Origin of the sequence: Sphingobium sp. CFD-1 (assembly GCF_024611115.1) — a bacterium.
GTDB classification, from domain to species: Bacteria; Pseudomonadota; Alphaproteobacteria; order Sphingomonadales; family Sphingomonadaceae; genus Sphingobium; species Sphingobium baderi_A.
In genome coordinates, this window is record NZ_CP084398.1 from 2,380,003 (window position 1) to 2,406,668 (window position 26,666).

At 60.6% G+C, this 26,666-nt stretch carries 27 protein-coding genes and 1 pseudogene; 11 read left to right on the top strand and 17 right to left on the bottom strand.

Annotation, left to right across the window (positions count from 1 at the left end; translation table 11 throughout):
• Window positions 1–49 precede the first annotated feature (49 nt).
• The 6 genes and pseudogenes from LDB26_RS12050 to LDB26_RS12075 form a co-directional block, all read right to left on the bottom strand.
• The gene (locus tag LDB26_RS12050) at window positions 50–388 is read right to left on the bottom strand and encodes a hypothetical protein (protein ID WP_257538560.1); all 339 of its coding nucleotides are present in this window, start codon (window positions 386–388) and stop codon (window positions 50–52) included.
• A gap of 63 nt (window positions 389–451) precedes the next feature.
• Window positions 452–1,770, bottom strand: a pseudogene (locus LDB26_RS12055) (DNA-packaging protein).
• 16 nt (window positions 1,771–1,786) lie between these two features.
• Window positions 1,787–2,362: a hypothetical protein gene (locus LDB26_RS12060; RefSeq protein WP_257538561.1), complete on the bottom strand. Its 576-nt coding sequence runs from the start codon at window positions 2,360–2,362 to the stop codon at window positions 1,787–1,789.
• 155 nt (window positions 2,363–2,517) lie between these two features.
• On the bottom strand, window positions 2,518–3,165 hold the full coding sequence (locus LDB26_RS12065) for a glutathione S-transferase family protein (RefSeq protein ID WP_257542104.1): 648 nt from the start codon (window positions 3,163–3,165) through the stop codon (window positions 2,518–2,520).
• Between the two features lie 339 nt (window positions 3,166–3,504).
• Window positions 3,505–4,284 carry a hypothetical protein gene (locus LDB26_RS12070; RefSeq protein ID WP_373886113.1) on the bottom strand — a complete coding sequence of 260 codons (780 nt, stop codon included), beginning with the start codon at window positions 4,282–4,284 and terminating at the stop codon, window positions 3,505–3,507.
• Between the two features lie 70 nt (window positions 4,285–4,354).
• Window positions 4,355–4,597: a hypothetical protein gene (locus tag LDB26_RS12075; RefSeq protein WP_062066918.1), complete on the bottom strand. Its 243-nt coding sequence runs from the start codon at window positions 4,595–4,597 to the stop codon at window positions 4,355–4,357.
• A 390-nt stretch (window positions 4,598–4,987) separates the two neighbouring features.
• Here LDB26_RS12075 and LDB26_RS12080 point away from each other — a divergent pair, with 390 nt between their 5' ends.
• The 8 genes from LDB26_RS12080 (at window position 4,988) to LDB26_RS12115 (ending at window position 11,732) form a co-directional block, all read left to right on the top strand.
• Entirely contained in the window at window positions 4,988–5,512 is a 525-nt protein-coding gene (locus LDB26_RS12080) for a GNAT family N-acetyltransferase (RefSeq protein WP_062066920.1), read from the top strand.
• A gap of 10 nt (window positions 5,513–5,522) precedes the next feature.
• Window positions 5,523–6,158, top strand: a complete 636-nt coding sequence (locus tag LDB26_RS12085) for a YqaA family protein (RefSeq protein WP_257538562.1) — start codon at window positions 5,523–5,525, stop codon at window positions 6,156–6,158.
• 8 nt (window positions 6,159–6,166) lie between these two features.
• Window positions 6,167–7,723, top strand: coding sequence for an apolipoprotein N-acyltransferase (gene lnt, locus LDB26_RS12090; protein WP_062066926.1), 1,557 nt, complete (start codon window positions 6,167–6,169; stop codon window positions 7,721–7,723).
• Between the two features lie 57 nt (window positions 7,724–7,780).
• On the top strand, window positions 7,781–8,989 hold the full coding sequence (gene metK, locus LDB26_RS12095; RefSeq protein WP_257538563.1) for a methionine adenosyltransferase: 1,209 nt from the start codon (window positions 7,781–7,783) through the stop codon (window positions 8,987–8,989).
• Between the two features lie 549 nt (window positions 8,990–9,538).
• The gene (gene trmB, locus LDB26_RS12100) at window positions 9,539–10,234 is read left to right on the top strand and encodes a tRNA (guanosine(46)-N7)-methyltransferase TrmB (RefSeq protein WP_062066931.1); all 696 of its coding nucleotides are present in this window, start codon (window positions 9,539–9,541) and stop codon (window positions 10,232–10,234) included.
• A 241-nt stretch (window positions 10,235–10,475) separates the two neighbouring features.
• Window positions 10,476–10,802: a hypothetical protein gene (locus LDB26_RS12105; RefSeq protein ID WP_062066934.1), complete on the top strand. Its 327-nt coding sequence runs from the start codon at window positions 10,476–10,478 to the stop codon at window positions 10,800–10,802.
• Window positions 10,803–11,085: 283 nt separating this feature from the next.
• The gene (locus LDB26_RS12110) at window positions 11,086–11,223 is read left to right on the top strand and encodes a hypothetical protein (protein WP_156415297.1); all 138 of its coding nucleotides are present in this window, start codon (window positions 11,086–11,088) and stop codon (window positions 11,221–11,223) included.
• A gap of 62 nt (window positions 11,224–11,285) precedes the next feature.
• Complete coding sequence (locus LDB26_RS12115) at window positions 11,286–11,732, top strand: SDR family oxidoreductase (protein WP_373886114.1); 447 nt, start codon at window positions 11,286–11,288, stop codon at window positions 11,730–11,732.
• A gap of 104 nt (window positions 11,733–11,836) precedes the next feature.
• Here the strand turns inward: LDB26_RS12115 and LDB26_RS12120 are convergent, their stop codons facing one another.
• From LDB26_RS12120 to LDB26_RS12135, 4 genes are all read right to left on the bottom strand, one after another.
• Window positions 11,837–13,018 carry a cytochrome P450 gene (locus LDB26_RS12120; RefSeq protein WP_257538565.1) on the bottom strand — a complete coding sequence of 394 codons (1,182 nt, stop codon included), beginning with the start codon at window positions 13,016–13,018 and terminating at the stop codon, window positions 11,837–11,839.
• Between the two features lie 306 nt (window positions 13,019–13,324).
• On the bottom strand, window positions 13,325–13,462 hold the full coding sequence (locus LDB26_RS12125) for a hypothetical protein (RefSeq protein WP_156415298.1): 138 nt from the start codon (window positions 13,460–13,462) through the stop codon (window positions 13,325–13,327).
• Window positions 13,463–13,548: 86 nt separating this feature from the next.
• Window positions 13,549–15,951 carry a TonB-dependent receptor gene (locus tag LDB26_RS12130; RefSeq protein WP_257538567.1) on the bottom strand — a complete coding sequence of 801 codons (2,403 nt, stop codon included), beginning with the start codon at window positions 15,949–15,951 and terminating at the stop codon, window positions 13,549–13,551.
• A 170-nt stretch (window positions 15,952–16,121) separates the two neighbouring features.
• A complete protein-coding gene (locus LDB26_RS12135; RefSeq protein WP_062068949.1) occupies window positions 16,122–17,000 on the bottom strand; it encodes an AraC family transcriptional regulator in 879 nt (292 codons plus the stop codon).
• A 258-nt stretch (window positions 17,001–17,258) separates the two neighbouring features.
• Here LDB26_RS12135 and LDB26_RS12140 point away from each other — a divergent pair, with 258 nt between their 5' ends.
• Window positions 17,259–18,551, top strand: coding sequence for an MFS transporter (locus LDB26_RS12140; protein ID WP_062066942.1), 1,293 nt, complete (start codon window positions 17,259–17,261; stop codon window positions 18,549–18,551).
• Between the two features lie 61 nt (window positions 18,552–18,612).
• On the opposite strand, the gene LDB26_RS12145 is transcribed toward LDB26_RS12140, so the two are convergent.
• Both LDB26_RS12145 and LDB26_RS12150 read right to left on the bottom strand, forming a co-directional pair.
• Window positions 18,613–19,008: a carboxymuconolactone decarboxylase family protein gene (locus LDB26_RS12145; RefSeq protein ID WP_062066945.1), complete on the bottom strand. Its 396-nt coding sequence runs from the start codon at window positions 19,006–19,008 to the stop codon at window positions 18,613–18,615.
• 177 nt (window positions 19,009–19,185) lie between these two features.
• Window positions 19,186–20,514 (bottom strand): MFS transporter, encoded by a 1,329-nt coding sequence (locus LDB26_RS12150; RefSeq protein WP_257538569.1) that lies wholly within the window; start codon window positions 20,512–20,514, stop codon window positions 19,186–19,188.
• A gap of 144 nt (window positions 20,515–20,658) precedes the next feature.
• On the opposite strand from LDB26_RS12150, the gene LDB26_RS12155 reads away from it, so the two are divergent.
• Window positions 20,659–20,931: a PRC-barrel domain-containing protein gene (locus tag LDB26_RS12155; protein WP_062066950.1), complete on the top strand. Its 273-nt coding sequence runs from the start codon at window positions 20,659–20,661 to the stop codon at window positions 20,929–20,931.
• 71 nt (window positions 20,932–21,002) lie between these two features.
• Window positions 21,003–21,632 carry a TetR/AcrR family transcriptional regulator C-terminal domain-containing protein gene (locus LDB26_RS12160; RefSeq protein WP_062066954.1) on the top strand — a complete coding sequence of 210 codons (630 nt, stop codon included), beginning with the start codon at window positions 21,003–21,005 and terminating at the stop codon, window positions 21,630–21,632.
• Between the two features lie 3 nt (window positions 21,633–21,635).
• Here the strand turns inward: LDB26_RS12160 and LDB26_RS12165 are convergent, their stop codons facing one another.
• The 5 genes from LDB26_RS12165 to LDB26_RS12185 all read right to left on the bottom strand — a co-directional run bounded on the left by LDB26_RS12165 (window position 21,636) and on the right by LDB26_RS12185 (window position 26,666).
• Entirely contained in the window at window positions 21,636–22,169 is a 534-nt protein-coding gene (locus LDB26_RS12165) for a VOC family protein (protein WP_062066956.1), read from the bottom strand.
• Window positions 22,166–23,434 (bottom strand): hypothetical protein, encoded by a 1,269-nt coding sequence (locus LDB26_RS12170; RefSeq protein WP_257538571.1) that lies wholly within the window; start codon window positions 23,432–23,434, stop codon window positions 22,166–22,168. Before LDB26_RS12170 ends, LDB26_RS12165 begins: the two co-directional genes overlap by 4 nt.
• The gene (locus LDB26_RS12175) at window positions 23,431–24,210 is read right to left on the bottom strand and encodes an SDR family NAD(P)-dependent oxidoreductase (RefSeq protein ID WP_257538574.1); all 780 of its coding nucleotides are present in this window, start codon (window positions 24,208–24,210) and stop codon (window positions 23,431–23,433) included. Before LDB26_RS12175 ends, LDB26_RS12170 begins: the two co-directional genes overlap by 4 nt.
• 18 nt (window positions 24,211–24,228) lie before the next feature.
• On the bottom strand, window positions 24,229–25,416 hold the full coding sequence (locus LDB26_RS12180; RefSeq protein WP_257538575.1) for a sulfotransferase: 1,188 nt from the start codon (window positions 25,414–25,416) through the stop codon (window positions 24,229–24,231).
• A 119-nt stretch (window positions 25,417–25,535) separates the two neighbouring features.
• Window positions 25,536–26,666, bottom strand: a complete 1,131-nt coding sequence (locus LDB26_RS12185; RefSeq protein WP_257538576.1) for a phosphotransferase family protein — start codon at window positions 26,664–26,666, stop codon at window positions 25,536–25,538.

The window sequence follows — 26,666 nt, forward strand, 5'->3', positions numbered from 1 at the left end:
CGGCGCAGTGGGATGAGGGGAAAGATCACGCCCCACCCTCACTCCAATCTCACGGATTGCGCTTGAGCACCCGGTCGCATTCCGAATTGGTGCCTTCGCTCTTGCCGATCACCCGGCCCGCGACGGCGCCAGCCGCGCCCGCCAGCAGGGATTCGCCCAGATCGCCGCCCGCGATCGCCCCGACGCCCGCGCCACCCGCCGCGCCGATGACGGTGCCCTTGTCCCGACCCTTCTTCGCCTGCAACAGGCAATAGCGCACATCGTCGCGATCGGACGGATGGGCCCGCGCGACCCGCGCCCGTTCCTTGCTGTTCAGCGACGCCGCAAAGGCTGGCGCCGCCATCAGCGACACGCCAGCGAGGGCCGCCATAAGCTTGCCCATTTTCATCACACATACTCCAACAGTTCAGCGATACGTCTGGAGAAACGAGCCGCCGTCGCGAAGGGTTCCTCATCCCAGCGTCCTGATCCGCGCATCGCCGCGCCGCGTCAGCATCAATTCGGTGAGCGCCCATACCAGCGCGTCGGCCCGGTCGGGCGAGCGTCCCGGCCCTTCATAGCCGCCCCCGGCGATCAGCCCGCACATCTCGTCCTCCAGGTCGGGAAAAGCCCCGCGATGCGCCACCCGCCCTGCCTCATAGAGCGCCGCCACAGGCTCCGCCCGCGCCGCCTTCCCCCGGCTGGCATGGACCAGCTTGACCGGCAGCCCGGCCTCCGCCGCGCGCAGCACGCTTTCGACCATCGCGCCGCCATTATTGGCCTCCGCCACCACGCGGTCCGCGCCATAGGCCGCCGCCGCGCCGGCCACCGCCCGCGCCCAGCCTTCGGGCCGCATCTTTTCCACGCTCGCGTCGGCCAGCACATAAGCGCGCCCATCCGCGCCCAGCCCGGCCACAACGATCCCGCACGCATCCCCATGCGCCGAAGCAGGCGGATCGACCGCCACCACCACGCGCGTCAGCCCCTTTTCGGGCACATGCCGCGCCCGGCACCGCTCCAGCAGGTCGCGGGTCCACAGCGCGCCCTCGATCTCCTCGATCAGCTCGCCGTCCAGTTCCTGCCGCCCCAGCCGCGTGCCGCCATAGCCTTCTTCCATCGCGGCGAGGAAACCCTCCGCCAGATGCGCCGCATTGTCGGCCGTCCGCCCCCGCGTCACCACCGTGTCCACCCCTTCCCGCGCCGCCAGCTGCCGCACCAGCGGCACCGGCCGTGGCGTCGTCGTCGCCAGCACCTGCGGCCTGCGCCCCAGCCGCATCCCCAGCATGAGGTTGTCCCACACCGCTTCCCCGCCCGGCCATTTGCCGATCTCGTCCGCCCAGCCATGGCTAAATTGCGGCCCGCGCAGCGCCTCCGGGTCGGCCGCGCCGAATAGCGTGGCAATCGCCCCATTGGGCCATATCAGCTTCCGCAAGGCAGGCGCATAAGCAGGCCGGCACCACCATGGCGCGATGGAAAGCAGCCCCGAAACCCCTCCACCATCACGCTGCGCGCCTCGCCCAGCGTGGCCCCCACCAAAGCGATCCTTGCGCCGGGATCATTTTCCGCAATCTCCCGTACCCATTCCGCGCCAGCCCGCGTCTTGCCGAAGCCCCGCCCCGCCATCATCAGCCAGACGCGCCAGTCTCCGTCCGGCGCGACCTGCCCCGCCCGCGCCGTCCAGCGCCATTCGGCGGCCAGCCGCTCCGCAGCCGCGTCGTCCAGATGCGCCAGCACCCGTTCCCGCACGGCGTCATCCTGCCCGGCGAGCCATTCCATGTCCGACATCCGCATCGCCTGCGCCCCCGCCTCAATCGCCCGCCGCTTCCCGCCTGCGCCGCACATCGTCCAGCAGCGCGCGCATCTTCGCGACGGCGTCCTCCGCTTCCGGGCCGTCGCGCATTTCCGCTGCGCGCAGCTTTTCCACCGTGCCCTGATGCGCGAGCAGCAACCGGATCGCCACCACATGCGGATGCCCGCGCTTCAGCTTCCGGCTCTTGAGCGCGCCCTCGCCATCCAGCGTCAGTTCCTCATCCTCCACGCCGAACAGCGACTGGCGCAGCAGCAACGTCTCCAGTTCCGCATAACCGACGTTCATCGCCTGGTTCCATTCCCGCGCAAAAGCCGGATCGCGACGCCGCTGATAATAGGCGCTCGACAGGTTCTTCTCCGCCGCGCGCGCCGCCTCGCTGACATTGCAGGTCGCGGCCAGCGTCTCCATGAACCGCTTGCGCCGCGCGGGCGTCCATCCGTCCTTACGCACCGCCTTCAATTGCGGCCCGCTTCCCGCCGCCCCCCGCTGCCCCCGCTGCGCGACCAGCGCCTCCGCCTTGTCCCCCGCCCGGCCGCCCAAAGGTGGCCGCGCCTTTTCCCGCTCTCCCGTCATCGCTCCGCCTTTCGCCGCGAACGCGCACAGCAAAAGGGCCGGCCCATCAGGACCAGCCCCTTGCATCACCGCGTCGGCGACTCACAATTTTCCAGTGTCGCCATCTCTGCCGGAACAGCGTGACGATGTCAAGAAAAATGTTCCATATAGGTGAATTATTTAGCCATCATCCGGTTAACCGCCTTCCCTTCTATCGCCAGCGCCTCGGTAAAGCTGGGCCACGCGCGCACGGCCTGCAACCATGCCTTCAACCGGGGCCAATGCCCCTTTTCCAACCCGTCGCTGCAATAGCCGATATTGATGAAGGGGCAGGCGACGGCAATATCCGCCAGCGTGAACCGGTCCTCTACCAGAAACCCGCTATCCGGCAGGTTTCCTTCCACATAATCGTAAAGCTCCGGCATCCTGTCCGCCTCGGCCGCGTCCGCCGCCGCCGGATCGCTGGGCAGGCCCAGAAAGGGCGCGACCACGCGATTGAAGAAAATCTGCATGCCCACCGGTTGCAGGATCGTGTCGGCGAACTCTTCATACCAGATGGTGCGCGCCCGCGCCTTCGCCTCTGTGGGAATCAGGTTCGGGTCGGGACGTATCGTATCCAGATAGGTTATGATCGCCGTGCTGTCGCTGATCAGGAAATCACCATCCTGAAAGCCCGGAATCTTGCCGAAAGGCGAAGCCTGCGCGAACATCTCATTGCCCTGCCCGAAACCGCCCGGCTGCACGTCCAGGGTCAGGCCCTTTTCAGCGGCAAATACGATAACCTTGCGAACGAAAGGCGAAGGCCGCGCGCCATAGACGATCATCTGTTCCTCCATTTCCCGTGAGTCGGGCAGCTGGCAAAGTGCCATTGCCGTTTCGCAATGCAACTCTTGATAGCCCATCCCGCGGGGAACGTTCCATGAGGCAACCGCAATGGCCGATTATCCCCCATGTCCGTTCGTTCTGGATGGCCCCTGAGCCTGCCGAATTGTGTCCGGGGGACGATCCGACCTGCTCAACATATCGAAGGACATGGCGCGCGCTGGCCCCTTCGATACGGGTCTTCGGCTTCGCTCAGCCCCGACTCAGGGCGAACGGAAGTCGGGAGAACGCAAGTCCGCTCTCCACTCATAACCACCTTCGGCCCACAGCCTCAACAGCCCCTACCGCCCCGCCCCTGGGCCACCGCCCACTACCGTGCGCGTATAATCGATGCGGATGCGAACCCAGCTTCCCACCATCACCTTGCCGTTGACGCGGGGCGGCAGCACCTGGAACTGCCACGCCGCCTGCCGCACCGCCCGCGCAAAGCCCGATCCCAGCGGCGATTCGCCCAGCGCCTGACAATTTTCGACGCGATAATGGTCGACCGTCTTGCACGCGACCTCGCCCCATCCATTGCCCGGCGCATTGGCCGGCAGATAAGGGGAAAGTTCCGCATCGCGCGGCCTGCGATACCATTCCGCCGCGAACAGTTGCACGCCGCCCGGCCCTTCGCCCGGCCCGGCCACCTGCGCGCTGTCCCCCTGCGCCGCGCCCTGGCCCTGCCCTTTTTTCGGCATCTTCCCGATGTCGGCGGACGCCATCTGGCTGCTGTCCAGAACGATGAAGGGGAGAGGCAAGGGCGGCTTCTCCGGCGGTTTTTCCACCGGGCGCGGCGGCTGGATCGCGGTATCCGCCTGCTTTTGCGGTGTCTTTTCCTTGGGCGCGTCGTCGCTTTTCTGCGCCTGCGCCTTTTCCTCCGCCGCCTGGGGTCCGGGCGCCAGTTCAAATGTCACCGGATGGCGCGGATCGACCGGCGGAGGCTGCATCCCCGGCGTCAGCGTCAACAGCGCCAGCAACAGCAGCGCGTTCAGTCCCAGCGCAAAGGCCAGCCCGCCAGCGCGCTCCCTGAAATCGGGCCGGGCCTTGGTGTCAGACCGGGAAGAGGAAGAAAAATTCACACGAAAATCGCCTGCTCAGGCCGTATCGGCGCTCTGGCACAGACGATATGGGACGGTCAACGCCGTCGCGTCAGCACACATCCTCTTCGCGCACGACCGGGCGGCTTTCGCGCGTGGCGCGCATCCGGCTGGCCTTGTCGTCGGGGTCGGATGTCAGCACCACATAATCGTCATGCACTTCCAACAGCACGCCGGCAAAGGGCATCCCCTCCAGGCTGCCTGTCACGCGATAGCTGACCTCATCCCCGACCTTGAAGGTCGCGGGGTCCGTGTTGAAAGTGAAGGGGCAGCTGCCGTCTCCCATGCCTTGCATCATTCGTCTCCTTGGAACCCTTAGCTAGGTGATCGCCTCCCCACTGCCAAGATCATCCCCGTCCCCGCCGGGAATTTTTTAGCGGCCATGGCTCACAAACCCGCGATGGCCGGTTCCGGTCAGGCGGGATGCTCCTTTTCCCTTCCCCCTTGGGAAGAAGGATAGGAAGCCTTGCCAGCTTGCTGACCAGGCGCAGTTGAATGAGGGGGGAAGGAAGGCGAAGCTGCGCGCTATCCTGCGAGCGCATATCCCCTCCCCACGCGAGAGAAGCTGCGGAGATCTGGCATCCTGAACGGGCCGGCTGAACCGGCCGAAATCTGCCTCGCGACAGATGGACAAGGGGTCTGCACGCCTCTTTACAACCTCATTTCCCGCCGTCAGGACTCCCCCATGCGTATCCGCGCCGCCACGATCGCCGACCTGCCCGCGCTGCATCCCGTGATAGAGCGCGCCTACAGGGGCGACGTGGCGCGCATGGGCTGGACCTGGGAATCCGACCTGCTCAGCGGTGCGCGCACCGATCTTGCGGCCCTGACCGTCATCGTCGAAGATCCCGCCCAGCGTCTGCTGATCGCGCTCGACGATGACGCGGCCTCGCCCATCGGCTGCGTCAACATCACCGACCGGGGCGGCGGTCTTTCCTATCTCGGCCTGCTCTGCATCGACCCGCGGCTTCAGGCCGGGGGCCTTGGCCGTCAGCTGATCGCCGCGGCGGAGAATCACGCCGTCCATCTCTTCGGCGCGACGGCCATGGAAATGACCGTGATCGACAGCCGTCATGAACTGATCTCCTGGTATGAAAGGCGCGGTTATCGGCTGACCGGGGAAAAACGGCCATTCCCTATTCCGCTCGATCCGCCTTATCGGATGGTCGTGCTGGCGAAAGCACTGGCGGCCCGCCGCAATCTCGGCTAATTCGCCCGCGATGCTTACCCGGCTCTATCAATGGACGCTCGCCAAAGCGGCCCACGCCCATGCCGAACGCTGGCTCTTCGCCATCTCATTCATGGAATCCAGCTTTTTCCCGATCCCCCCGCATCCGCTGCTCGGCCTCATGTGCCTCGCCCGGCCGGAACGCGCGATCCGCTTCGGCCTCATCTGCACCATGGCCTCGGTGCTGGGCGGCCTGTTCGGCTACGCCATCGGCCACTTCGTCTACGAAACGGTCGGCCACCAGATCCTCGCCGCTCTGGGCCTCACCGCCAAATTCCCGGTCGCCGCCTGCTACCTGCGCGAATATGGCGCGGAGATCATCCTCATAAAGGGCGCGACGCCCATCCCTTTCAAACTCATCACCATCACCGCGGGATTCGTCGGACTACCGCTTTTCACCTTCCTCTGGGCCAGCGTCATCAGCCGCGCTTTCCAGTTCATGCTGGTGGGTTTCCTCTTCTGGAAGTTCGGCCGCCCCATAAAGGCGTTCATCGAGAAATATCTGGCTCTCCTTTCCGGCCTGTTCCTGGTGCTGGTGGTCGGCGGTTTCATCGCCGCCTCGATGTTGACCGGCGGCGGTGAAAAGAACGACAAGTGCAGCAACGCCACGCTGGCAACCGCTCGCTAATCTGCCCCATGCCATCCCTTCTCGAACGCCGTCCCAAATTGATCGCGCTGATCGCCGGCTTTCTGTCCGCGACGGGATTTGAGCCGCTGAAGCTCTGGCCCGTCACGCTCGCCTGCTTCGCCCTGCTGATCCTGCTCATCGAAAGCGCGCTGGACCGCAAATCCGCCTTCACGCGCGGATGGCTGTTCGGCGTCGGTCATTTCACGCTGGGCCTCAACTGGATCGCCCACGCCTTTACCTATCAGGACGCGATGCCGCACTGGTTCGGCTATGGCGCGGTAGTCCTGCTTTCGCTCTATCTGGCCGTCTATCCCGCCCTCGCGACCCTCAGCGCGTGGTGGCTGACCCGCCGCCTCCCGCTGCGGACCAACACGCAGCTTCCCTTCCTCCTCTTTTTCGCCGCCTGCTGGATCGCGAGCGAATATCTGCGCGCGGTCGTCTTCACCGGTTTCGCATGGAGCCCGCTGGGCGTGATCTGGTTGCCGACGGGCATCGCCATCGCCTCTACCATCATCGGCACATATGGCCTCGGCGCACTTGCCATTCTGGCATCGGGCGCACTGGTCCTTGCTTTACGCCGCCGCATAGGGCCAGCCGCCGCCATTACGATCCCGCTCCTGGCCCTCGCGCTCTGGGGGCAGTTCGCGCAGGCTCCCCCCACGCCTGCGGGCGCACCGCGCATCCGCGTGGTCCAGCCCAATATCGGGCAGGATGAGAAATATTCCGCCGAATTGGAGCAGGCGCATTTCCGCACCCTCGCCGCACTGTCCGGTACCCCGCGCCCGGCTCCGCGCCTGATCTTCTGGCCTGAAGCCGCCATTCCAGCCTATCTCGACATGGAACCGGCATGGCGCGACCGCCTGGCTGCCCTGCTCGGTCCCGGCGACCTGCTGCTTACAGGTGCAAACAAGGTCTATTACAAACCGGTCGACAAAGGTGGCTACAGTGAAAATGTACTGGCGGGCGCGAACAACAGCGTCTGGATCGTCACCCCCGATGCGCGGCTGCCTGCCCGTTATGACAAAGCGCATCTTGTACCCTATGGTGAATATCTGCCAATGCGTTCGATCCTTCAACCCCTTGGCCTGTCGCGCCTGGTGCCCGGAGACGCCGACTTCTGGCCCGGTCCCGGTCCGCAAAGCCTGAACCTGCCTGCCGCTCTGGGTCGACCGGAAATGAAGATGGGCGTTCAGATCTGTTACGAGATCATCTTCTCCGGACAAGTCGTCGACAAAGCCAACCGCCCCGCCTTCCTCTTCAACCCGTCGAACGATGCGTGGTTCGGCAGTTGGGGCCCCGTCCAGCATCTGGCGCAAGCCCGCCTGCGCGCGATGGAAGAAGGAATGCCGATCATCCGCTCCACCCCCACCGGCATTTCCGCGATCATCGATGCAAAAGGCCATGTGCTGCGCGCCTTGGGCCCGCACCATGCCGGCTTCCTCGACAGCACCCTGCCTTCCTCTCTGCCGCCGACAATTTTTGCGCGTCTCGGCAATGGGGCGCCGACGCTGTTCATGCTGTTGCTCATCGGCCTGGCCATTGCCATGCGGAGAGGCAAAAGCTAAAGGGCGTATAAACATTTCTTTATATCACTTCTCCGCAAAGCATCTTACGGGAGTCCCATGCGTAGCAATTATCTCTTCACCTCGGAGTCCGTGTCCGAAGGTCATCCCGACAAGGTCGCGGATCAGATTTCCGACGCCATCGTCGACCTGTTCCTTTCCAAGGACCCCGAAGCCCGCATCGCCTGCGAGACGCTGACCACGACACAGCTTGTCGTTATGGCGGGCGAGATACGCTGCAAGGGCGTTTATGAAAACGGCCAGTGGGCTCCCGGCGCGCAGGAAGAAATCGAAAAGGCCGTGCGCGACACGGTGAAGCGCATCGGTTACGAACAGGATGGCTTCCATTGGGAAAAGCTGCGCTTCGAGAATAATCTGCACGCCCAGTCCGCGCATATCGCGCAGGGTGTCGACGCGTCCGGCAATAAGGATGAAGGCGCTGGCGACCAGGGCATCATGTTCGGCTTCGCCTGCGACGAAACGCCTGACCTCATGCCCGCCACGCTGGACTACAGCCATAAGATTCTCGCGAAGATGGCTGCTGACCGCCACTCCGGCGCCGCCCCTTACCTCGAACCGGACGCCAAGAGCCAGGTGACACTCCGCTTCGAAAACGGCAAGCCAGCCGCCGCCACCGCCATCGTCGTATCGACCCAGCATGCGCCGGGCTACGATCAGGGTGAAAAGGAAGCGGAACTGAAAAATTACGTGAAGGGCATCGTGGCGGAAATCCTGCCCGCACATCTGCTCTCTAACGAAACCGTCTATCATATCAATCCGACCGGCAGCTTCGAAATTGGCGGGCCGGACGGCGACGCAGGCCTGACGGGCCGCAAGATCATTGTCGACACCTATGGCGGTGCTTCACCCCATGGCGGCGGCGCATTCAGCGGCAAGGACCCGACCAAAGTCGACCGCTCGGCCGCCTATATCACCCGTTACCTTGCGAAAAACATCGTCGCTGCGGGCCTCGCACGGCGCTGCACGATCCAGCTTGCCTATGCCATCGGCGTGTCGGAACCGCTGTCGCTCTATGTCGACACACATGGCACCGGCACGGTGGACGATGCGAAGATTGAAGACGCGATCAGGTCGATCAAAGAGTTGGGCGGCCTCACGCCGCGCGGCATCCGCACGCATCTGAGCCTCAACAAGCCGATATACCGCCCGACGGCCGCTTACGGTCATTTCGGCCGCAAGCCGGAAGGCGATTTCTTCCCTTGGGAACGCACCGACCTAGTGGAAAAGCTGAAGGCAGCCATAGCCTGACGCCATAGAAAGGGACTAGGGGGGAGAGGCTCCATCTCTCCCTTCCCTTAGAACCACAGGCCGGCGACCAGTCATTAGAGAAACACTGCGGCCTAAACGGTGATGATCGATTGGAATCCGTCACCCGAAACCAGCTTCTTTTGCTAAGGCAATAACAGCCGGACTTTGATGACCCATGGTGTCGGCATCACCAGTATCCTGCCGTAAAATGACCAAAAGTTCATTAGCCTCCTTCGCTCGGCAGCGCCATAAGCGAGGCGTCGGGTCCGCACCCCTGTCGGACCCGGCACCCTAACTCCGGCGGCATGACTGTCACGAATATCCGCCGTCGTTGCCTAAGGCCCTATCGGGCTATCGATCACGCTCCTCCAGCGGTTCGCAGCTCATGGGGACGGATTGTAAATCGCTGTCCCGTCTCCCAGGGGCAGCCATTTCATAAACCTTGCCTCCCGCCTCCTCCCGTCGGGTTTCCACTCCACCCGATGGCGGGAGGCAAGGATTGTCATTCTCCCGCTTGCTCCCACTCGTCCGGCCCGCTATCGGCCCGCCATGACCGCGCACAAATCTGGCGACCCAACGACCCTCAACCGCCTTTACGGACGACAGTCCGGCCACAAGCTGCGCGCGGGCCAGCAGGAATTGGTGGATCGCCTGCTCCCCGCCCTATCCATCCCCGAAAAAGGCGAAATCACAGCGGAAGGCCTGTTCGGCCATGACCGCCCGCTCCACCTGGAAATCGGATTTGGCGCAGGCGAGCATTTGGCCTATCGCGCCGACATGCTGCCCGATCACGGCTTCATCGGCTGCGAGCCTTTCCTGAATGGGGTGGTGGGTGCGTTGGGTCATATCCGCGACAGGGGCCTGCCCAATGTTCGCCTCCACATGGGCGATGCGTTGTCTGTGCTGAATCGTATTCCCGATGGCGCGCTCAGCTTCGTTTATCTGCTGCATCCCGATCCCTGGCCCAAAGCGCGCCATGCCAAACGACGCATGATGAACAAAGGACCGGTCGAACTGATCGCGCAGAAACTACGTCCCGGCGGCGAATTTCGTTTCGGTACGGACCATCCGGTCTATCTACGCTGGGCGCTGATGGTGATGAACGGCCATCCTGCCTTCGAATGGCTGGCGAAGGAACCGAACGATTTTCTGGTCCGTCCCGGCGGATGGCCTGAAACCCGTTACGAGGCGAAGGCCAGACGTCAGGGCCATGAAGTCTGGTACTTCCGCTATCGTCGCAGCTGATCCTTCCATTTGTCGATTAAAAGGCTCGACAGAGCAATGGATGCCAGCTTCTAGTCGAGTCATGCGAGCAACATCAAACGACGAAGGTCGGCCAAATCGCCGATAGCGATTCGGATGCCATCCGCGCTTCACTATTCTGTGCAAAGTGGCATAACTGCTGCCTTACCCATCTCATGAGACAGCTTCTCATTCCCTCACCGCGTTTACGTGTGCAGTATAAATATTTGGAGAGGAACGAAAGATGACAATCGCCGCGGACAAGCAGAGGAAGCTGCATTTCGATCTGACGAATGTCGGCCTACGCGCTCAGGCTACGGCGGCGGGACTTTTGCAACTCTGTACGGAATTGCGGCGTGTGAATGTACTGGATGAAGCTGCAATCGAACGAATCAAGACGGTCATAGCCCATGAAATCGAGATTTCTGCGCCACGGGCGATAGTTTCGCAGACCTATCGGCAAGAAATCCGAAACCGGCTGGACCAACTATTCTCGGGCGAACAGAATGTGGGCACCGCCGATGCGCTCTCTTTCGGCGCCCCTGAAGACCCGGCTAATTCTCCAGAGTAAGCGCCCATAAGCTGCCATTGCGAACCTATGTTCCGAAGCAGTTTGAAGATTTTGACTCCGACCCGGCCGCGGCGATCGAGGAATCAAGCTCTATATGAATCTCTCGATCCTGGACCAACGATCCGGTTCATGCCCCCGACCATGCTATAGGGCGTTCCTCATTCGCTTGCTTGCTTCTCCCCAGGAATCTGGCTCGTTATCCAATCGGATAGCGGGCTGAGTGGCGGTTTGCCTATGGTTTAGATACCGAGATGGAAAAGCGATCGGATATGGAGCGGGAACAATGTTGAATATTATCGTCGCGGGTCGCCTTGGCGCACTGGGCGAGGCTGTGGTGGAAGAACTGATCGCGATAGTGGATGTCGCTCCCGCCGCGACACAGAGCGAAACACTTGTCCTGGAGAGCCGATCTCGCGGATGAAAGCGCCATTTCCGCCGCTTACCGAGAAGTTGCAAAATGTTCAGGGACAGATTGACGGAGCCGTGAATATCGCCGGAGGCTTTGTCTGGGAGCCGATAGAAGGCGGCACGCTGGATAGCTGGGACAGGATGTATCGCCTGAATCTGCGTATCGCGACAGTTTCGTCACGCGCCGCCCTGCCTTATCTGACGACAGGCGCATCCATCGTGAATGTAGGCGCAGCGGCAGCAGCCGGCGTAAGCATTGGCATGACGCCCTACGCTGCATCCAAGGCAGGGGTGATGGCCCTGAGCGAAAGCTTCGCGGACGAATTAAAAGCTAAGGGCATTCGGGTCAATGCGGTGCTTTCGACCGTCATCGATACGCCGGTAAATCGTATGGACATGCCTGACGCCGACACCTCGACCTGGGTGAAGCCTGCCTCCGCTGTAAAGGTGATTGCCTTCCTGCTATCCAATGATGCAGCTTCGATCACCGGAGCGGGCCTGCGCCTCTCGCTCGCCGGATGATGTAGACGGGCAGGCCCATAACAAAGCGCGACGCCCCCTTCAGCCAACCAAAATCAGGGAAGATAGTCGTCCACACGGCCATCTTCCCTGAATAAAAATGTTCATTACCATTGAAGATGCAGGTCGGGCACATGCAATATATTCCCTACGAAATAGGGAACCTTGAAGCCGTCTTTAATCCTGAATTCCGGCAGGGCCGCGACGAATTCCTCAACCGCGATTTGCAGTTCCAGCCGTGCCAGATGCATGCCCAGACATTTGTGGATCCCGCTGCCCAACGACATATGCGGCGCTTTCCGGTCAAAACGGACGGCCTGAGGATCTTCGTAAAATGCCGGATCACGGCCGATCACGGGTGAACTAAAGGCCACATATTCTCCGGGCATGATCTTCTGCCCATGAATTTCGATCACCTTGGTTGCGATACGAAACGCTGTAACCGGTGCAAAAGCCCGAAGAAATTCCTCAACCGCAAGCACGATCAGCGACGGGTCGGAACGAAGTTCATTCTGTTTGTCCGGGTGCGACGCCAGATAATTGAAGATATTGCCCAGCAGCGACGTCACCGTATCCAGACCGCCGATATAAAGGTTGAAGCAATGCCCCAACACTTCATCGTCGTTCCACAGACGGCCTTCGACCTCAAAAGTAAGGATTTTACTGATATAGTCATCGCGCGGGTGCTGGCGGCGCGCTTCGATTTCTTCCAGCAGATAATTTTTCACACAGCGCACTGCGTTGCCACGCACCTCCCAATCATTGGAGTGGAGCATTTCCTTTTCCCATATAAGGAACTGCGCCATGCGCTCCTGCGGCAAACCAAGGAGGTCGAGAACGATGAAGATCGGGAATTTTTCCGAGAATTCCGCAATGAAATCGCATTCACCCCGATCTTGGAAAGCATGGATCAAAGTCCGGGCACGCTCTCGTACCTGCTCTTTCATCGCAAACATTTTCTGCGGAGCAAAATGGCTGTTGAGCGCCTTGCGATAGCTGGTGTGTATTGGCGGGTCAGCCTCCGTCGGAATCACAAGCCAGTTTTCGCCGATATTCTGCGCCCATTTCCCCATGCCATTCTTGGTGAAATTGTCGGCATCGCGCAGCATCGCCTGCACGTCTTCGGCTTTTGTGAGCAGCCAACCGGGCTGATCACCGGGGAAAATGTTGGTCACATAGGTGATGGGCGGCAGTTCCGCGTGCATGGCCGGGATCAGCACTTCCTGCGGATTGTCATAGATCACCTGCCGCGAAAAGAGCGGGAGCGCCATCGCCAGTTCGGCCGGCACGTGGGCAGGCAAGGGCTGTTGGGCAAGTGCAGTCATGATGATCTCCGAAGCATTATAAAGATTTCACCTTCGCCAATAGCAGATGCGGCCTTAGCCGTCCCTCGAGCATTAGCGAGGACGCGGATAATCCGCGACGACAGGATATGATGGAAGAAATGTGGACAGAATGCGACAGCACATGCTGCTGGGGGTGATGGCGCGAGTTGTGCAGCCCGGCCCAAGAATGGCATTGACTATGCCCAGCCTGGGAACCTGCAAGATCGTCGATAGTCGGATGACGATGCGCTATTTCCACGGCACCGCGCATTAGATTTCTACGGTTTTCGGAGACGTGATGGCCCGGAACATACGAGCAACCGCATCGCGCGCATTTCCTGCGAGGAGTTCCGTAGCAGCAGAACCGCGCGTGACAATCGCAACGCTGTTCTGGAACCGCATCATCATTCAAATCTCCGTTTATGAACTTGGGGAGAAGGCTGTCTTATCCATGCCTTCCCCCCTTGCTCTCTTATCCGATCAGCTGTTGCCGATCAGAACTTGAACGTTGTTTCGACGCCATAAGTGGCAGGTTGTCCCACATAAGCCGCTGCGATTCCCAGGGTCCGATAGAGGTCGGGGAAGCGACGCAGCAGATATTTCTTGTTGGTGATATTGCGGCCGTAAATGGCGATTTCAACATTCGGATCGTCCAGCTGGAATGCGATCCGACCGTTGAAAATGCCATAACCGGGCACGCGGCCGAGGCGGTTCTCCGTTTCATAACCCGCCTTGATATCGTCCGGCTGCTGATCCGCGGCCCGGACTGCATCGAAATGCTGGGAGCCGACATAGGACCAAGCACCGGTGACGGCCAGCGTACCGGCGCCGAGCGGAACCTTCTGCGTCGCGCTAATATTGAGCTGCTTCTTGGGCAGCTGCAGCAGCGGCAGACCGCTCAGATCGACGACGCAACCATCCGCGACCCCTGCTGGATTAGTGCAACCACTACCCGCGACCACCTGCGTTTCGCTGAAGCTGCCCTTCGCATATTTGCCGTCCTGAAGCGATCCATTGACATTGAGCGTCATCCCTTCCCAAGGCACCAAGGTCAATTCATTTTCCCAACCCCAGATACGCACCTTGCCGTTGTTCTGGATATATTGGGTAACGCCTATACCATCCACAAAGCTGTTGACGATCGCCTGATTATCATCCTTCCACGTGTGGAAAACCGCGGTGTTGAAGCGCAGACGACGATCGAACAGATCGACCTTCAGACCCGCTTCAACGTCCTTGACCTTTTCCGGCGCGAAGGCAGGCAAGCCGCCTGCCCGCAGGTTCCAGCCGCCGGCCTTGGCCGCACCACGCGTCGCGACATAGAGGAAGAGATTGTCGCTGGCCTGCCAGTCAAGACCAGCATTCCATGCCGGATAGTTGAACTTAGCGTTCTGCGCCTGATTACAGGTGGTCGCTGTCACCGGATCCGTCGGGTCTACCGTGCAATTGATGTCGGTCGGCGTGGTCAGGTCAACAGCATCATAGGGCCGACCAAATACCTGTGCATTATGCAGCACGCTGTTACGCGTATCCCAAGTGTAACGGAAACCGCCCACGGCGCGCAGGGTCGGGGTCAGCTCATAATAGGCTTGGGCAAACAAACCAAAGGTCTTGTTGGTGACATCCGCATTGGAATCGCGAATGAGGCCGCCGAAAATCTGCGAGCGGCTGAATTCGTAACCACTTTCCTTGCCCGCATAGGCACCCGCGATGAAGCTGAGGCTGTCGGTAAGATTACCGGAAAGCTGGAGTTCCTGAGAAATATAGTAGGAACCCGACCCGGCATAAGTGCTCAGAAGCGGAACGGCGGTGCCGTCCGTATCGCTCAGGCCATAGTTCATCGAATGGCGGTAGCCGGTAATGGACTTGAGGTTGAGACCGCCCAGATCCACATTGAGCGTGCCCGAAAAACCATATACTTCCAGAGTATTAAAGGGCTGAACGCCGTAAAGCGACTGAATCTCAGGCGGCAACGCACCAATGCTGGCCGGCACTGATGTCCCCATCGCCGTATTGCGCCACCAATTATCCCGGCTCAGCAGGCCAGCCGTCAGGCCCGGCGCGAACCCCAGAGCGTTGATCGTGGCGCTGTTCCTGTCGAAGTCCCAAAGCGCAATCTGCTGACCATGATTGGTCTGGCGGTTCCAATCGCCCGAAAGGGTCAGATCCCAGCCATTACCGTCATATTTCAGCTTGCCGCGCACAAACTTACTATGGTTGTCGGAAAAGTCCCGATTGTTGATCGGATTATCGCCATAGCCTTCCCGGTCGTTGATCGCGCCGCTCAGGCGGATCGCGAGACCTTCGGCAAGCGGCACATTGATATTGGCCTGCGCGCCCAGATTATCATAATTGCCATATTCGGCCTTGAACGTCCCGCTGAGCTGATCGGTCGGATCGTTGGTAATGATGTTGATGGCGCCACCGGTCGTGTTGCGACCAAAAAGCGTGCCCTGGGGACCGCGCAGCACTTCCAGGCGCTGGATGTCCTGAATATCGGTCATCCCGGTCGAAGGCCGGGGAATGTAGATACCGTCGACATAGGTGGCGACGGCAGGGTCGTTGGCCAAGATAGGCTGAAGATTGCCCTGTCCGCGAATAGCGACGAAGACGATGCCATCGCCGCCAGCGGAACCGCGACCGATGACAAGGCCCGGCGCAGTACGCTGGAGATCGACGACATTTTCAACTTTCGCGGTGGTCAGCGCTTCAGGGGTGAGCGCAGTAACGGCGATCGGCGTGGTCTGAAGGCTTTCTTCAGTCCGGCGCGCGGTGACGACGATATCCTGAATGCCTTCTGCGGCACCCGATTGCGCCTGCTGCGCGTAAACCGGCTGCGCCAGTGCGACAATCAGCGCCCCTGTTGCTATCGTTCCCAGAGTGGTGGTTTTGATCATTTTTTTCCTCCCAGATCATTTATCTTGCTCCGCGCCACTCTCGGCACGGTGATACGGCAATAATGCCGCGCGCTTAAACCAAGGGTTATCCGCCCCCATAGTGACGGAGGCTTAATTGACTGTGCGGCGACAGGTTTTGGCCGCCACCCGATATTTTGGCCGCCGCCGCGTCAGTGGATGCGAGACAACTGGCAGCGAAAATCCTTGGGCGTCTGGCCCGTAGCAGCGCGAAAAGCGGCCGAAAAAGCCGACGTGCTGCTGAAGCCGCACCGCCAACTGATTTCCTTGATGCGGGCGCTATCGCCCCGCAGCAATTCCTTGGCCAATGCGATGCGGCTGCGCGCAACAAACTCACCAAGGCTGACACCGGTCCCTTCTTTGAACACCCGCGCCACATGACGCACACTCATGTTGCAACCGCGAGCAATGTCGGCGATGCCGAGCGGACTAGACAGATTATCCATTACATAATCGACGATATGCCGCACCTGCCGCCCGCCACGCGATGTCACACCACCCAACGTCTGCGGCCCCATATGCCGGACAAGTTCGACCGCCAATCCCATGAGCATCGATTCAATCAGGACCTGACTTGCAAAACCGGGCGTCCGCAATTCCACGGCGAGCGCTTCAAAAAGACGGCGCATCGCAATATTCTGGACATCGGCACATGGGTCCAGCCCCTGAAGCGGACGTTGACCGTCGAATAGTTCCTCCAGAAATTCGTCTCCCAGAGCGACGCAGACCAGATGCCGTTCCTGCAGGGCCGGTTCGCCGATATATTGACGATGCGGCGGCATATAAAGAATGTCGCCCGTAGCCGCACGCCGATCCGGCCGCCCCATGCTGACCATGCTGCGGCGCGGCTGACTGTCGAGCGAATAGTCGAGATAATGTTTTTCCGGGCTGAAAACGCCGCTGCAAGGCAAAACCCAGTTGAAATGACGCACATCAACACGCGCATCGCGCATCGTTGCCGTGGCTTCGATGTAGAAATCGTTTACCCCGAACCTGTCCTGACCAGTCCAATCACTCTCCGGACGAAACATCGCTACCTCTGCCTGCTTCTGTTCTGCGATTACGCGGATAGCTATCCCGTCCGGATTAACTTCTATCTTTGGATAGGTCAAAAATGCCGCGGCGCACCGATCATCCCGCAGCGAATGATGGCCCATACTCGACACGATCTGGCCGAGTGCCATTATTGCGCGCCGATGTGACACCTCGCATAGGCGGCTAGTTTGCCCGATTTAGAAAATGGAGAGGCGCGCCATGAATATCCAACCCGTCCTGCGACAATCAGCGTCATGAGAGCTCCGGCGGAAGAACGCGCCCTCAGCAGCCGCTACCCTTGGTATGTATTGGGCATATTGACGCTGTCGCAGACCTGCCATGGCATCGACCGCGCCATCATCGGGCTGGTCTTGGCGCCGGTCGGCCACGAATTTGCGTTGTCGGACGGGCAACTCGGAATTTTGGCGGGCTTTGCCTATGGCATATTTTTCGCTTTGGCGGCCCTACCCTTCGGCATCGCGGTGGACAACTGGAACCGCCGCAACCTGATGACGGCCGCGCTGACGCTGTGGAGCGGGGCAACGGCGTTGTGCAGCCTTGCAACGGGGTTTTGGACCTTGCTGATCGGTCGCGCGGCAGTAGGAACCGCCGAAGCGGGCGGATCACCGACGGGCATGTCGCTGCTCAGCGACTATTTTGGGGAGGATCGACGCGCGACCGCAATCGGCATCTGGTATCTCAGTTCGGGTATCGGTCTTGCCATTGCCTTTCTGGTCGGCGGCGTGATCGTGCAGACTGCGGGCTGGCGTTGGGCATTCGTCGCCGCCGGTGTGCCTGGCCTGCTACTGGCCCCGATCCTTTTGCTGACCGTCCGTGAACCTAAGCGTGGAGCACATGACGGGCCTGCCGCACTTCAACAGGAAGAGCGGCTTGGCCTTGTGCAGCGCATCCGCCTGCTCTCGGCGCGGCCAGGTTTGCTTTATTGCATTTTCGCCATCGTCCTGATCGCGGCCGGCATTTACGGCATGAGCACATGGCTCACGACCTTCCTGATCCGGGTCCATGCCATGCCCATTTCACGCGCCGGCATCATCATCGCCATCGCTTATGGTGGCCTCGGATCGTTGGGCGGCTTCCTGGCTGGCTGGGTGATCGACGCGGTCAACCGGCGCCGGGGCGGTTTCGATCCGGCAAGAACGGCATTGTTCGGCGCGGTGATACCGTTGCTGACCGCGATAACGGGCATCGGCACTGTGATTGTGCAGGACCTTAACCTGATGCTGATATTGCTGATGGCTTGCGGCTTTCTCAGCGCCTCCTATAACGGCCCGATCTATGCCGTCATCGTGACGATGGCCGGACCGCGCCTACGCGGGCTCGCTGTGTCGTTGGTGCAATTGGGCGCGAACCTGATCGGCGTGGGCGCGGGCGCCTATCTCATCGGCGCCGTCAGCGATTTCGTCGGCGGCACTGCGGGTGTCGCCTGGGGGATCGGCACGGCTATGCTGTTCACCTTTGCCGGTGGATTGCTGTTACTGCTGGCGTCGCGCGCGATCCGGCGCGCGCAAGCCAACGAAGAAGCCTGAAATAAGAAAAGGGCGGCCTGGTTCTTTCAACCAGACCGCCCTTTCGCCATGCTTGATCTTATCAGCCAGCTGCGGCGCTGCGCTCCTTACGCCGCGCCTTGGCGGCTTCAATCCCCCGGAACAGAGCGGTCGTATTGCCCGCCCCCGCATAGAACAGCATGAAGAGCGGAATGAAATCTAATTCCTCATCGGTCAATTCGCCGTTGATGAGAGCGCCGTTCATCTGAATTTCCACCAGATCGGGCCGCCCCAGCATCGCAGTCGCGCCCAGCACCATCAGACGCTTTTCCCGCATGGACAGGATATCGCTCGCCCATAGATTGGCGAACTGATTGCCAACGATTTCCTGATTGAAGGAAGAATCGCGATACGGGCGGGTCATCTCGGAAGAGCCAGGTCCATAAACTTTATCGAATACTTCCAGCCCCTTCTGCCACTGAGCTTCATCAATACTCATATTTTTTCTCCTATTACATCTGCAAGGCCGATGACTGCATGATCAGTCCGTCGGGCCAGTTCAATCACCGGCCAAACAATGTCGTATAATCGACAGGCCAGGAAAATTGCATAGCCATGGCGCCCCCGCCATCCCATCAGGAAGGCGTTGGCCGACCCTCGACGACTTTATCGTCTTTCACGATGCATTTGCTTCGAGAGGGAGATTCTTTGCGGCGAAAACATAGTGAAGAACCGCGATCAACAGCACCAATGCACAAAGCTGCATGCTCATTTGCAGGCCGTCCGCAGCCGCCGAAAGACAGGCTGCCGGCGGCCGCATGTTCCCTGAAGCGAGGCAATCGACGGCATAATTTCCTTTATAGAGAAAGGCGGCGAGACGATCGCTGAGATAACCCAGCACAACCGACCCCAGCCCCAGTCCGGCCACCGTTTGGCCAAAGGAATGAAGTGCTGCGGCAGACGCCCGCATGCGCGGTTCGACCAACGACTGCGTAATGGTCATGATTGCCGGGGTGAAAGCGTAAAGCAAAGCGGTCGCTACGAAGAGAAAGCCAACCAGCCATCGCCAATCCGATTGATGAATGGCAAGCAGATAGAAAGGCAAAGCCAATCCCACCGCTATTGCAGGCGCCCAACCGCCCCAACGTATATTGCGCCGGATCAGGCGCCCGATCAGATAGCCGCCGCTGACCTGCCCGACCATCGTTGCCAGGCTGAAAGATAGTGCGAACACAAGGCCCGCCTGACCGAGGGGCAGGTCAAAGCGACGGACCAGCAAAGGGATCAGGAACAGATTGGTGCCGAATCCGACCAGGCCCACAAAGCCGCTGCCGAAAGTCAGATGCAGGAATGCGGGTGAACGCGCCAGTCGCCGCAGGACCATGCCGAAGGGTGGCGTATCGGCGCGGTCGCCCGCATCCTTACGTTCCGGTTCAGCGATGGTGGCGAGCAGTAGCAGCGCCAGCAGGATGCCCGGCAATCCGACCGCAACGAGCGCAAGTCGCCAACCGAAAGCCTGCGCCACTGCGCCGCCGGCAACCGCTGCTATCGCGCCGCCCAGCGGAACGCCCAATGCTATGAGCGAAAAGACAACAGCACGGCGGCCAGCATCGAACCGGTCAGAGATCATGGAGACGAGCGCAGGCGTAAAGCCCGCTTCACCCACGCCCACGCCCATGCGGCACAGCAATAGCTGGAAATAGCTGCCCGCCGCACCCGACAGTGCCGTCATTAACGACCAAAGCATCGTCACCACTGCGATGATCCGCACTCGGCTATAGCGTTCTGCCAATCGTGCCAGGGGAATGCCCAGCACAGCATAGAAGAGCGAGAAGGCCAGGCCGCCGAGCATTCCAAGTTGAAGATCGCTCAGCCGAAGATCATGGCGAATCGCCTCTCCCACTACAGCAATGATGGTGCGATCGATAAAATTGAACATATAGATCGCGCCAAGCAGCAACAGGAACCATCGGTCACGCGCCCCAAAGCCGCTGGTATCACTCATTGCCCCTCCCATTGCCGTCCGGCCGTTTTCCCCAAGCATCCGAGACAAATAGAACAACTTCTTTCCGATGTGTATCGGTTTTCTCTTGAAACGATCCTTTCACTACGCCAACAGACTGATATCTTCGACAAAGGGATTCTCTATATGAAGACGATCATCATCGCGCTGACGGCCTTGGGCCTGGCGGCACCCGCATTGGCTCAGGCACCGGCAGTAGAGCGTAATGAAGCGATCTATTCCGCCGATGGCACCAAGATTGGCAAGGTCGATCGCGTATTGACGGCAGGTGACGGCGCGGTGGCCGCTGTGCGCGTCATCTATCGCGGCAAGTTCATTACCATCCCCGCGACCACGCTGAGCGCCGGTGAAAAGGGCGTCACGACCAGCATGTCGAATGCGGAACTGAAGAAGCTGTAATCCACTTGCCCCGCAGCCCGATTTGGCTGCGGGGCATGGACCCTTGCCGCTCATCCCCTTAAAGGGAAGGCATGAGGGCAAATCAAAAACCGCCTGCACGGGCCTCCCGGCGTGGCCGGCCGCCGCAATCCGAAGGCCCGGCGCTTGATCGCGGTCGGCTGATCGCGACCTTGCTCGATATGGCTCGCTCGGGCGGCATAGAATCGCTTAATATCCGGCCCGTCGCGCAGCAACTGGGCGTGTCGCCGCGACTGCTCTACCACCATGTCCGCGACAAGCAGGAGATGCTCGGTCTGCTGACCGACGAAATCCTCCGTGATCGGATGCCCGATCTGTCCGCGCCAGACTGGGAAAGCCGCCTTCGCGGCATCGCCCGCGCGGTTCATCTGGCCTATCGCGATTTTCCAGGGTCCGCCGCCTTCATCCTGTCAAGGAGCGCCGACCGGCTGGAGCAACCCAACGCACTGGCGATACGCCAAGCGATCTTCACCGCACTGGACGAAGCTGGGCTGACGCAGCGACAGAGCGAAGAGATGCTCGTCATCTTTTCCGTCGTCATACTTGGCAATGTCGTGGTGGCGGAAAGCCTGAGCGACAATGACGCACGTTTGGCAATGCAGCGCGATGTGGTGGAAGCCGCCTTTACTCGCGCAACCGACATGCTCCTTGGCGCGATCCACGCCGCCACCGGTACGGCATGAAATTCAGGCGAGTTCGGCCATGGACCGGACCGGACGGCTTACCCCGTCCCATTGCTGATGGGCAGTGTGCATCCGTTCCAGTGAGGCTTCGATGGCGGGCGACATCTCCATCAGTTCGACATAGCCCCCATTGCCCGAACGCGTATCGAACAATGCGAACCTTTCGCCTGATGGCATCGTGCCGCTGAAGGCCATGGCGTAGCCTTCCCTCGACAGCCGCTCCACCCCCTCATCATAGGGAACGCGCAACATGACATGGTGATAGCCATCACCGTGGCGATCAAGCATCTCGGTAAAAACCGACGGCCCGTCATTCGTCTGCTGGAGGAGTTCAATCAGCAACCCGCCGGAAAAGCCGAACCCGACCTTCATGGCCACCTGGGTCGGCTCACCGCGATATATCTGGCCCGGCAGCACGGGCACGTCAAAAACGAAAAACGGGCCCGCGCCCATGACGCGCGTCCAATGATCGAGTGCGCTGTCCATGTCACGCACCACTTGGCATAGTTCCAAAATAGAACCCTTGGGTTGCATCATTTTTCTCCCCAGGTCGCGGCACCGGTCCGCAGGCCATGTTCACGAGCGCGATCGCGCAATTGCCTGCCCCGCTCGATCAGATCGACACGAGGGACTGCCGCGTCCACTTCGCGGTCGATAGCCGCAAGGTCGACGACCCGCACTTCGCGGATGAAGCTTGCCGGATCGGCACCTTCAGGAACGCCCTGCCAGCGCAGCAATACCCACCCCTCTCCCAATCCCGCCGTGTCGATCCAGTTAGCTATGCCCGGATCGACGCCCGCCACGACATAGCTGATCGTGCCATCGGCGGCAGGCGTGACCTGAGCGCTATTGAGGCTCACCATACGAAACATCGGATCAGGCGAGATCGTCCAGGGGTCCGCAATCTGGATGCCGGTATAGTAGCTCCCCGCAGGATCGATGGTAAGAAGTAATCCCTGCCCCTCGCCCAATGCAAAGCGTCCACCCGCAAGATAACCCCAGCCGCCATCCCGTCCATTGGGCCCAATCAGCCGATTGGGTTCGGGGTGCCCCAGAAAATCATTCTTGAAACCCGACCAGAAGGCGACCCACGCAGGTAGATCGTCGATGATGGATCGGGCGATCTCATCCTCATCGCGCTGACTCCAGGCTGATGGCGGGTCGAGACGGCGGACACTCACCTCCGCCGGTACTTGCCGCCAATCACGCTGACTGTCACGGGTATAAACCTGAATCCGCGTGCCCGGTTCGGTCCGTAAATGAGTCGGTCCACCCTCGTCGGGGCCTATCGTCACCGTCACCCGTCCGTCGCTGTCGCAAAAGGGCCGTAATTGCTGCAGCGTCAACGCCCCCAGATTGCGGCCAAGGCCTGCATGGTGCTCCGGTTCAACCTCTGCAACGATGCTGAATTGCGGCGGGTCGACGGAAAAGCGGATGTCCACTGCATATTGTCCATCGCCGTCAATCGGGATCTCGCGGTTGAAATTATCGGGATTGTCGATCGCCACTGCCGCGCCGGAATAGATATGTCCGAACCAGTTCCGGGGGGCATTGCTGATGTTCCAGACCACTTTGGGATCAGCGGAATCGCCATTGGCTTCGCGCATGGCAAGGCCCAACACCCATTGGTCAAGCGCTCGATCGAGGCCCAGCCGTCCGTCGAGCGTTCCTCCAAGCGGATCGGCCAGAAGCATGAGACGCGCCTGTTCGCGCGCAGCGCGGATATCGGCGCGCTCAATCAGGCGCAGCGCTAACCGTTCGACCGCTGTCTGATCGTCAGTCCAGAGCGGATTGGCGATCATGAAATGGTGCCTACCCGACCACCCTCGGTGAAGATGGTGCTACCGGTCGTATAGCTGGAGGCATCGCCCGCCAGCAGGATCGCTGCGCCCACCGCCTCGTCCGCCGCGCCGAAGCGCTTGATGGCGTTGCGTTCGGCAAGGCCCAGCCCCTTATGGATATCCGCTTCCTGACCATCGGGGCTCATCGACCCAACGCACAGGCAATTGATGCGGGTATGCGGCGCCTGTGACTTTGCCAGTTCGCGGACCAGGAACAACAAAGCCGCTTTCGACACGCCATAGGCGACCGCAGGCGGAATCGGAGTGAAACCACCACAGCTCTGAACCGAAATGATGCTGCCCTTGCCATGCCCCTTCATGTCAGCCTCGGTCAGCTCGGTCAGGCGCCAGGTCGCCATTACATTGACGTCCATCGCCGTTTTCCACACCTCGTCCGTATTCGCCCAAAGCCCGCCATCGGCTGCATAGACCACACCAGCCGCGGCATTATTGAACACGATATGGATGGGACCGAAGGCGTCGCGCGCACCCGTTACCAGCCGTTCCAGATCGGCCTTCTCGCCCGCATCGGCCGCAATGGCTATCGCCTTGCCACCGCCCGCCGCGTTGATCTCCTCCGCGATCCGGTCAAGCCGGTCTTGTGAGCGTGCAGAGATGACGACATTAGCACCCAGTTCGGCATAGGCCTTGGCAACATGTTCCCCTACACCCGGCCCAACGCCGGTCAGAATGGCGGTACGCCCATCAAGGCGGAAGCGATCGAGAACGCTCATCATGCTACTCCTGAAAAACGGTCACGCGCGGCCCAGCAAATGGCCGTAGCGATCATAATAGTCGGAAAGGCGCGCATGAACCTCGTCAGCATCGATGCCGAAATGCTCGGGGCTATGCTTGTGCTTGCCGAGGCGGCTGGCGGCCGGATTATCGGTAAGGAACTGGCTGACGCGCGTACGATGTTCGTCGCTGAAAGGCAGGTTGAAGCGTTTGTAGATGCGCTCGACCGAACCCATGGGATCAGTAACAATGTCGGCATGGGCGAGATCGATGATCCGCGCCTCGATATCGGGACGGGTAGCGCGAGCGGCAGTCGCACGCGCCAGCGCCGCACTCCAGGTATCGAACACCGAACGGCCTATCGCCTTGTCATCCTGGGGGGCGCCGACGGCCGCGAGGAAGCCCGATATCATGCTGGCGAGGGAGGAGAAGGTCTTCACCGGATCACGGTGCGTCCACACCAGCATTGCGCCGGGATAGGCTTCCACCAGGCCGGGAAGGTCCATGAGATGCTGCGGCGATTTCAGTGTCCAGCGCCCCTTCGGCCCTTTCCACTGATATTGCTGTAGCATCCGTTTATGGGTGCGATATTGCCCTTCCGGCACAGTTTCCTGCAACCAGCGGGCGAAATCCGGAACGCCCAGTTCTGCTGGGAAATTGGTGCTGGCGAAATGCAGCATCATGCCATGGTTGCACTCACCGGGCTGCGTGCAATCCATCCGCTGAATATCCGCCAGTTGCGGCGCATGTTTCAGCCAGTTTTCATAGATGGCCTGCACCTGTGCAATGCGCGGATCGCTGTCGAAGGTCGCTATTTCAGGAGCAGGCCAAGGAATATACCATTCCCATTCGCGCGGCGCACGCGCGGCGGGATCGAGGCAGAGCAGGTCATAGGTAATTGTCGTACCCGTGCGCGGCAGACCGCAGACGATCAACGGATCGCCCACCTCCTGTGTTACGATATCGGGATGCCGCTTCTCATCCTCGACATAGCGCAGGCGGGTTGAAAGCAGACCAACGATCTTGTGATGCGCGGTTTCCCGCAACTGGGCTGGCGGCTTCATCGCTTCGACCGCATCGACCAATCGCCGAAAGCCCGTCATGAACGACAGGTCAGGACCAAAATCCGCCAAACCTGTCGCGGCACGCGCTTCGGCGATCAGCGCATCGGCCTCCAGAGGCTTCCGCTCCTCGACCCGCGCATTCATCGCCGTACCTCGACCAGCCGCCGCTTCATGACTCGCCTTCTCCTACATATTATTATTCCACACCGTGTATTTATTCAAACGAGGCGTCAAGCGATCAAACATATTTTATACCGACGGTTTCAGGCCGCCTTTTCCTCGACCGGCGTCAGATTCTTCATGAACGCTACGAAATCCGGCCCCAGTTCCGGGATAGGCAGGCCCATCTTTTCCGCCAGATAAAGCGTCATGAAATTATCATTGAGCGATTTGTTCGTCGCCGGGATGTTACCGATGCCAACCTGCCGATCAAACGCTCCTACCGCAACGAGCGCCATGCGGAGGGCGGCAACGATATCATAATAATCGAGATGTTCGGCCTTCTGTCCGCTCGCGGCTTCCCAGATGGCGATGGTCTCGTCCTTGCTCGGCAAGCCTTCCAGACGAGTTACGCCGAACCGTCGGCCGAACAGATCGTCGAAATAGAGCCACCATGCGAGATCCAGTTCCGCCGGCCCCAGCGCCGCGAGTTCCCAGTCGATCAGCGCATTGACGCTACCGTCGGCCGCGAACATGACGTTCGAAGGCGTGGGATCGCCCCACAACACATTCACATCCGCATCGGCGGGCATGTTTGCCCGCACATACGCCATTGCGGCATCGACGATTGGCATGGTGCGGCCACGTCCGGCTGCCTTATGCCATGCCTCCAGAGCTCCGACATATTGATCGAGTCCGGGCTTCCCATTTTGCGGCTGGACTAGAAATTCAAATCCGTCGCGCCAGTCAATCTTCGCCAGGCTAGCAAACGCGTTGATCGCATTCGTGAATGTCTGACGTCGCTGCTCCGGCGTCATGTCGACCAGCCAGCCCTCGAGATTATAGTTGGGTTTCTGCTTGGCGCATTCCCCTTCGACCTTTCCCATGACGAGAAAGGGCAGGCCAAGAATATCGGGATCGAGATGCATGCCGATCCATGACGGCACGGGCAGGTCGCCGCGCGCGTCGAGTGCCGCCATCATCTTGCCCTGAAGCGCGAGGCTGCTGCCGAACACGACCTCCAGGTCCATCGGCTGGCGGCGCACCACCAGCGTCTGGCTCTGCGCTCCAGCCGGATCGACATAGTCGACATCGACAAAGAAGATGTCCGCCGAAAAGCCCGCCCCCAGCGTGACGTCGAGCGGATGGACCTGAATATCGCGCCAATCAGGCTTTTCGCTCGTCAGCCAGTTCTGCAACTGGGTTTTGATACGGTCAGGGGTCAATAGTTCCAT

Excerpts from the sequence above, each read along its gene's own strand:
- LDB26_RS12050 (WP_257538560.1), bottom strand. The coding sequence starts at position 388 with ATGAAAATGGGCAAGCTTATGGCGGCCCTCGCTGGCGTGTCGCTGATG.
- LDB26_RS12060 (WP_257538561.1), bottom strand. The coding sequence starts at position 2,362 with ATGACGGGAGAGCGGGAAAAGGCGCGGCCACCTTTGGGCGGCCGGGCG.
- LDB26_RS12065 (WP_257542104.1), bottom strand. The coding sequence starts at position 3,165 with ATGATCGTCTATGGCGCGCGGCCTTCGCCTTTCGTTCGCAAGGTTATC.
- LDB26_RS12075 (WP_062066918.1), bottom strand. The coding sequence starts at position 4,597 with ATGCAAGGCATGGGAGACGGCAGCTGCCCCTTCACTTTCAACACGGAC.
- LDB26_RS12080 (WP_062066920.1), top strand. The coding sequence starts at position 4,988 with ATGCGTATCCGCGCCGCCACGATCGCCGACCTGCCCGCGCTGCATCCC.
- LDB26_RS12085 (WP_257538562.1), top strand. The coding sequence starts at position 5,523 with ATGCTTACCCGGCTCTATCAATGGACGCTCGCCAAAGCGGCCCACGCC.
- lnt (WP_062066926.1), top strand. The coding sequence starts at position 6,167 with ATGCCATCCCTTCTCGAACGCCGTCCCAAATTGATCGCGCTGATCGCC.
- metK (WP_257538563.1), top strand. The coding sequence starts at position 7,781 with ATGCGTAGCAATTATCTCTTCACCTCGGAGTCCGTGTCCGAAGGTCAT.
- trmB (WP_062066931.1), top strand. The coding sequence starts at position 9,539 with ATGACCGCGCACAAATCTGGCGACCCAACGACCCTCAACCGCCTTTAC.
- LDB26_RS12105 (WP_062066934.1), top strand. The coding sequence starts at position 10,476 with ATGACAATCGCCGCGGACAAGCAGAGGAAGCTGCATTTCGATCTGACG.
- LDB26_RS12110 (WP_156415297.1), top strand. The coding sequence starts at position 11,086 with ATGTTGAATATTATCGTCGCGGGTCGCCTTGGCGCACTGGGCGAGGCT.
- LDB26_RS12125 (WP_156415298.1), bottom strand. The coding sequence starts at position 13,462 with ATGATGATGCGGTTCCAGAACAGCGTTGCGATTGTCACGCGCGGTTCT.
- LDB26_RS12130 (WP_257538567.1), bottom strand. The coding sequence starts at position 15,951 with ATGATCAAAACCACCACTCTGGGAACGATAGCAACAGGGGCGCTGATT.
- LDB26_RS12135 (WP_062068949.1), bottom strand. The coding sequence starts at position 17,000 with ATGTTTCGTCCGGAGAGTGATTGGACTGGTCAGGACAGGTTCGGGGTA.
- LDB26_RS12140 (WP_062066942.1), top strand. The coding sequence starts at position 17,259 with ATGAGAGCTCCGGCGGAAGAACGCGCCCTCAGCAGCCGCTACCCTTGG.
- LDB26_RS12145 (WP_062066945.1), bottom strand. The coding sequence starts at position 19,008 with ATGAGTATTGATGAAGCTCAGTGGCAGAAGGGGCTGGAAGTATTCGAT.
- LDB26_RS12150 (WP_257538569.1), bottom strand. The coding sequence starts at position 20,514 with ATGAGTGATACCAGCGGCTTTGGGGCGCGTGACCGATGGTTCCTGTTG.
- LDB26_RS12155 (WP_062066950.1), top strand. The coding sequence starts at position 20,659 with ATGAAGACGATCATCATCGCGCTGACGGCCTTGGGCCTGGCGGCACCC.
- LDB26_RS12160 (WP_062066954.1), top strand. The coding sequence starts at position 21,003 with ATGAGGGCAAATCAAAAACCGCCTGCACGGGCCTCCCGGCGTGGCCGG.
- LDB26_RS12165 (WP_062066956.1), bottom strand. The coding sequence starts at position 22,169 with ATGATGCAACCCAAGGGTTCTATTTTGGAACTATGCCAAGTGGTGCGT.
- LDB26_RS12170 (WP_257538571.1), bottom strand. The coding sequence starts at position 23,434 with ATGATCGCCAATCCGCTCTGGACTGACGATCAGACAGCGGTCGAACGG.
- LDB26_RS12175 (WP_257538574.1), bottom strand. The coding sequence starts at position 24,210 with ATGATGAGCGTTCTCGATCGCTTCCGCCTTGATGGGCGTACCGCCATT.
- LDB26_RS12180 (WP_257538575.1), bottom strand. The coding sequence starts at position 25,416 with ATGAATGCGCGGGTCGAGGAGCGGAAGCCTCTGGAGGCCGATGCGCTG.
- LDB26_RS12185 (WP_257538576.1), bottom strand. The coding sequence starts at position 26,666 with ATGGAACTATTGACCCCTGACCGTATCAAAACCCAGTTGCAGAACTGG.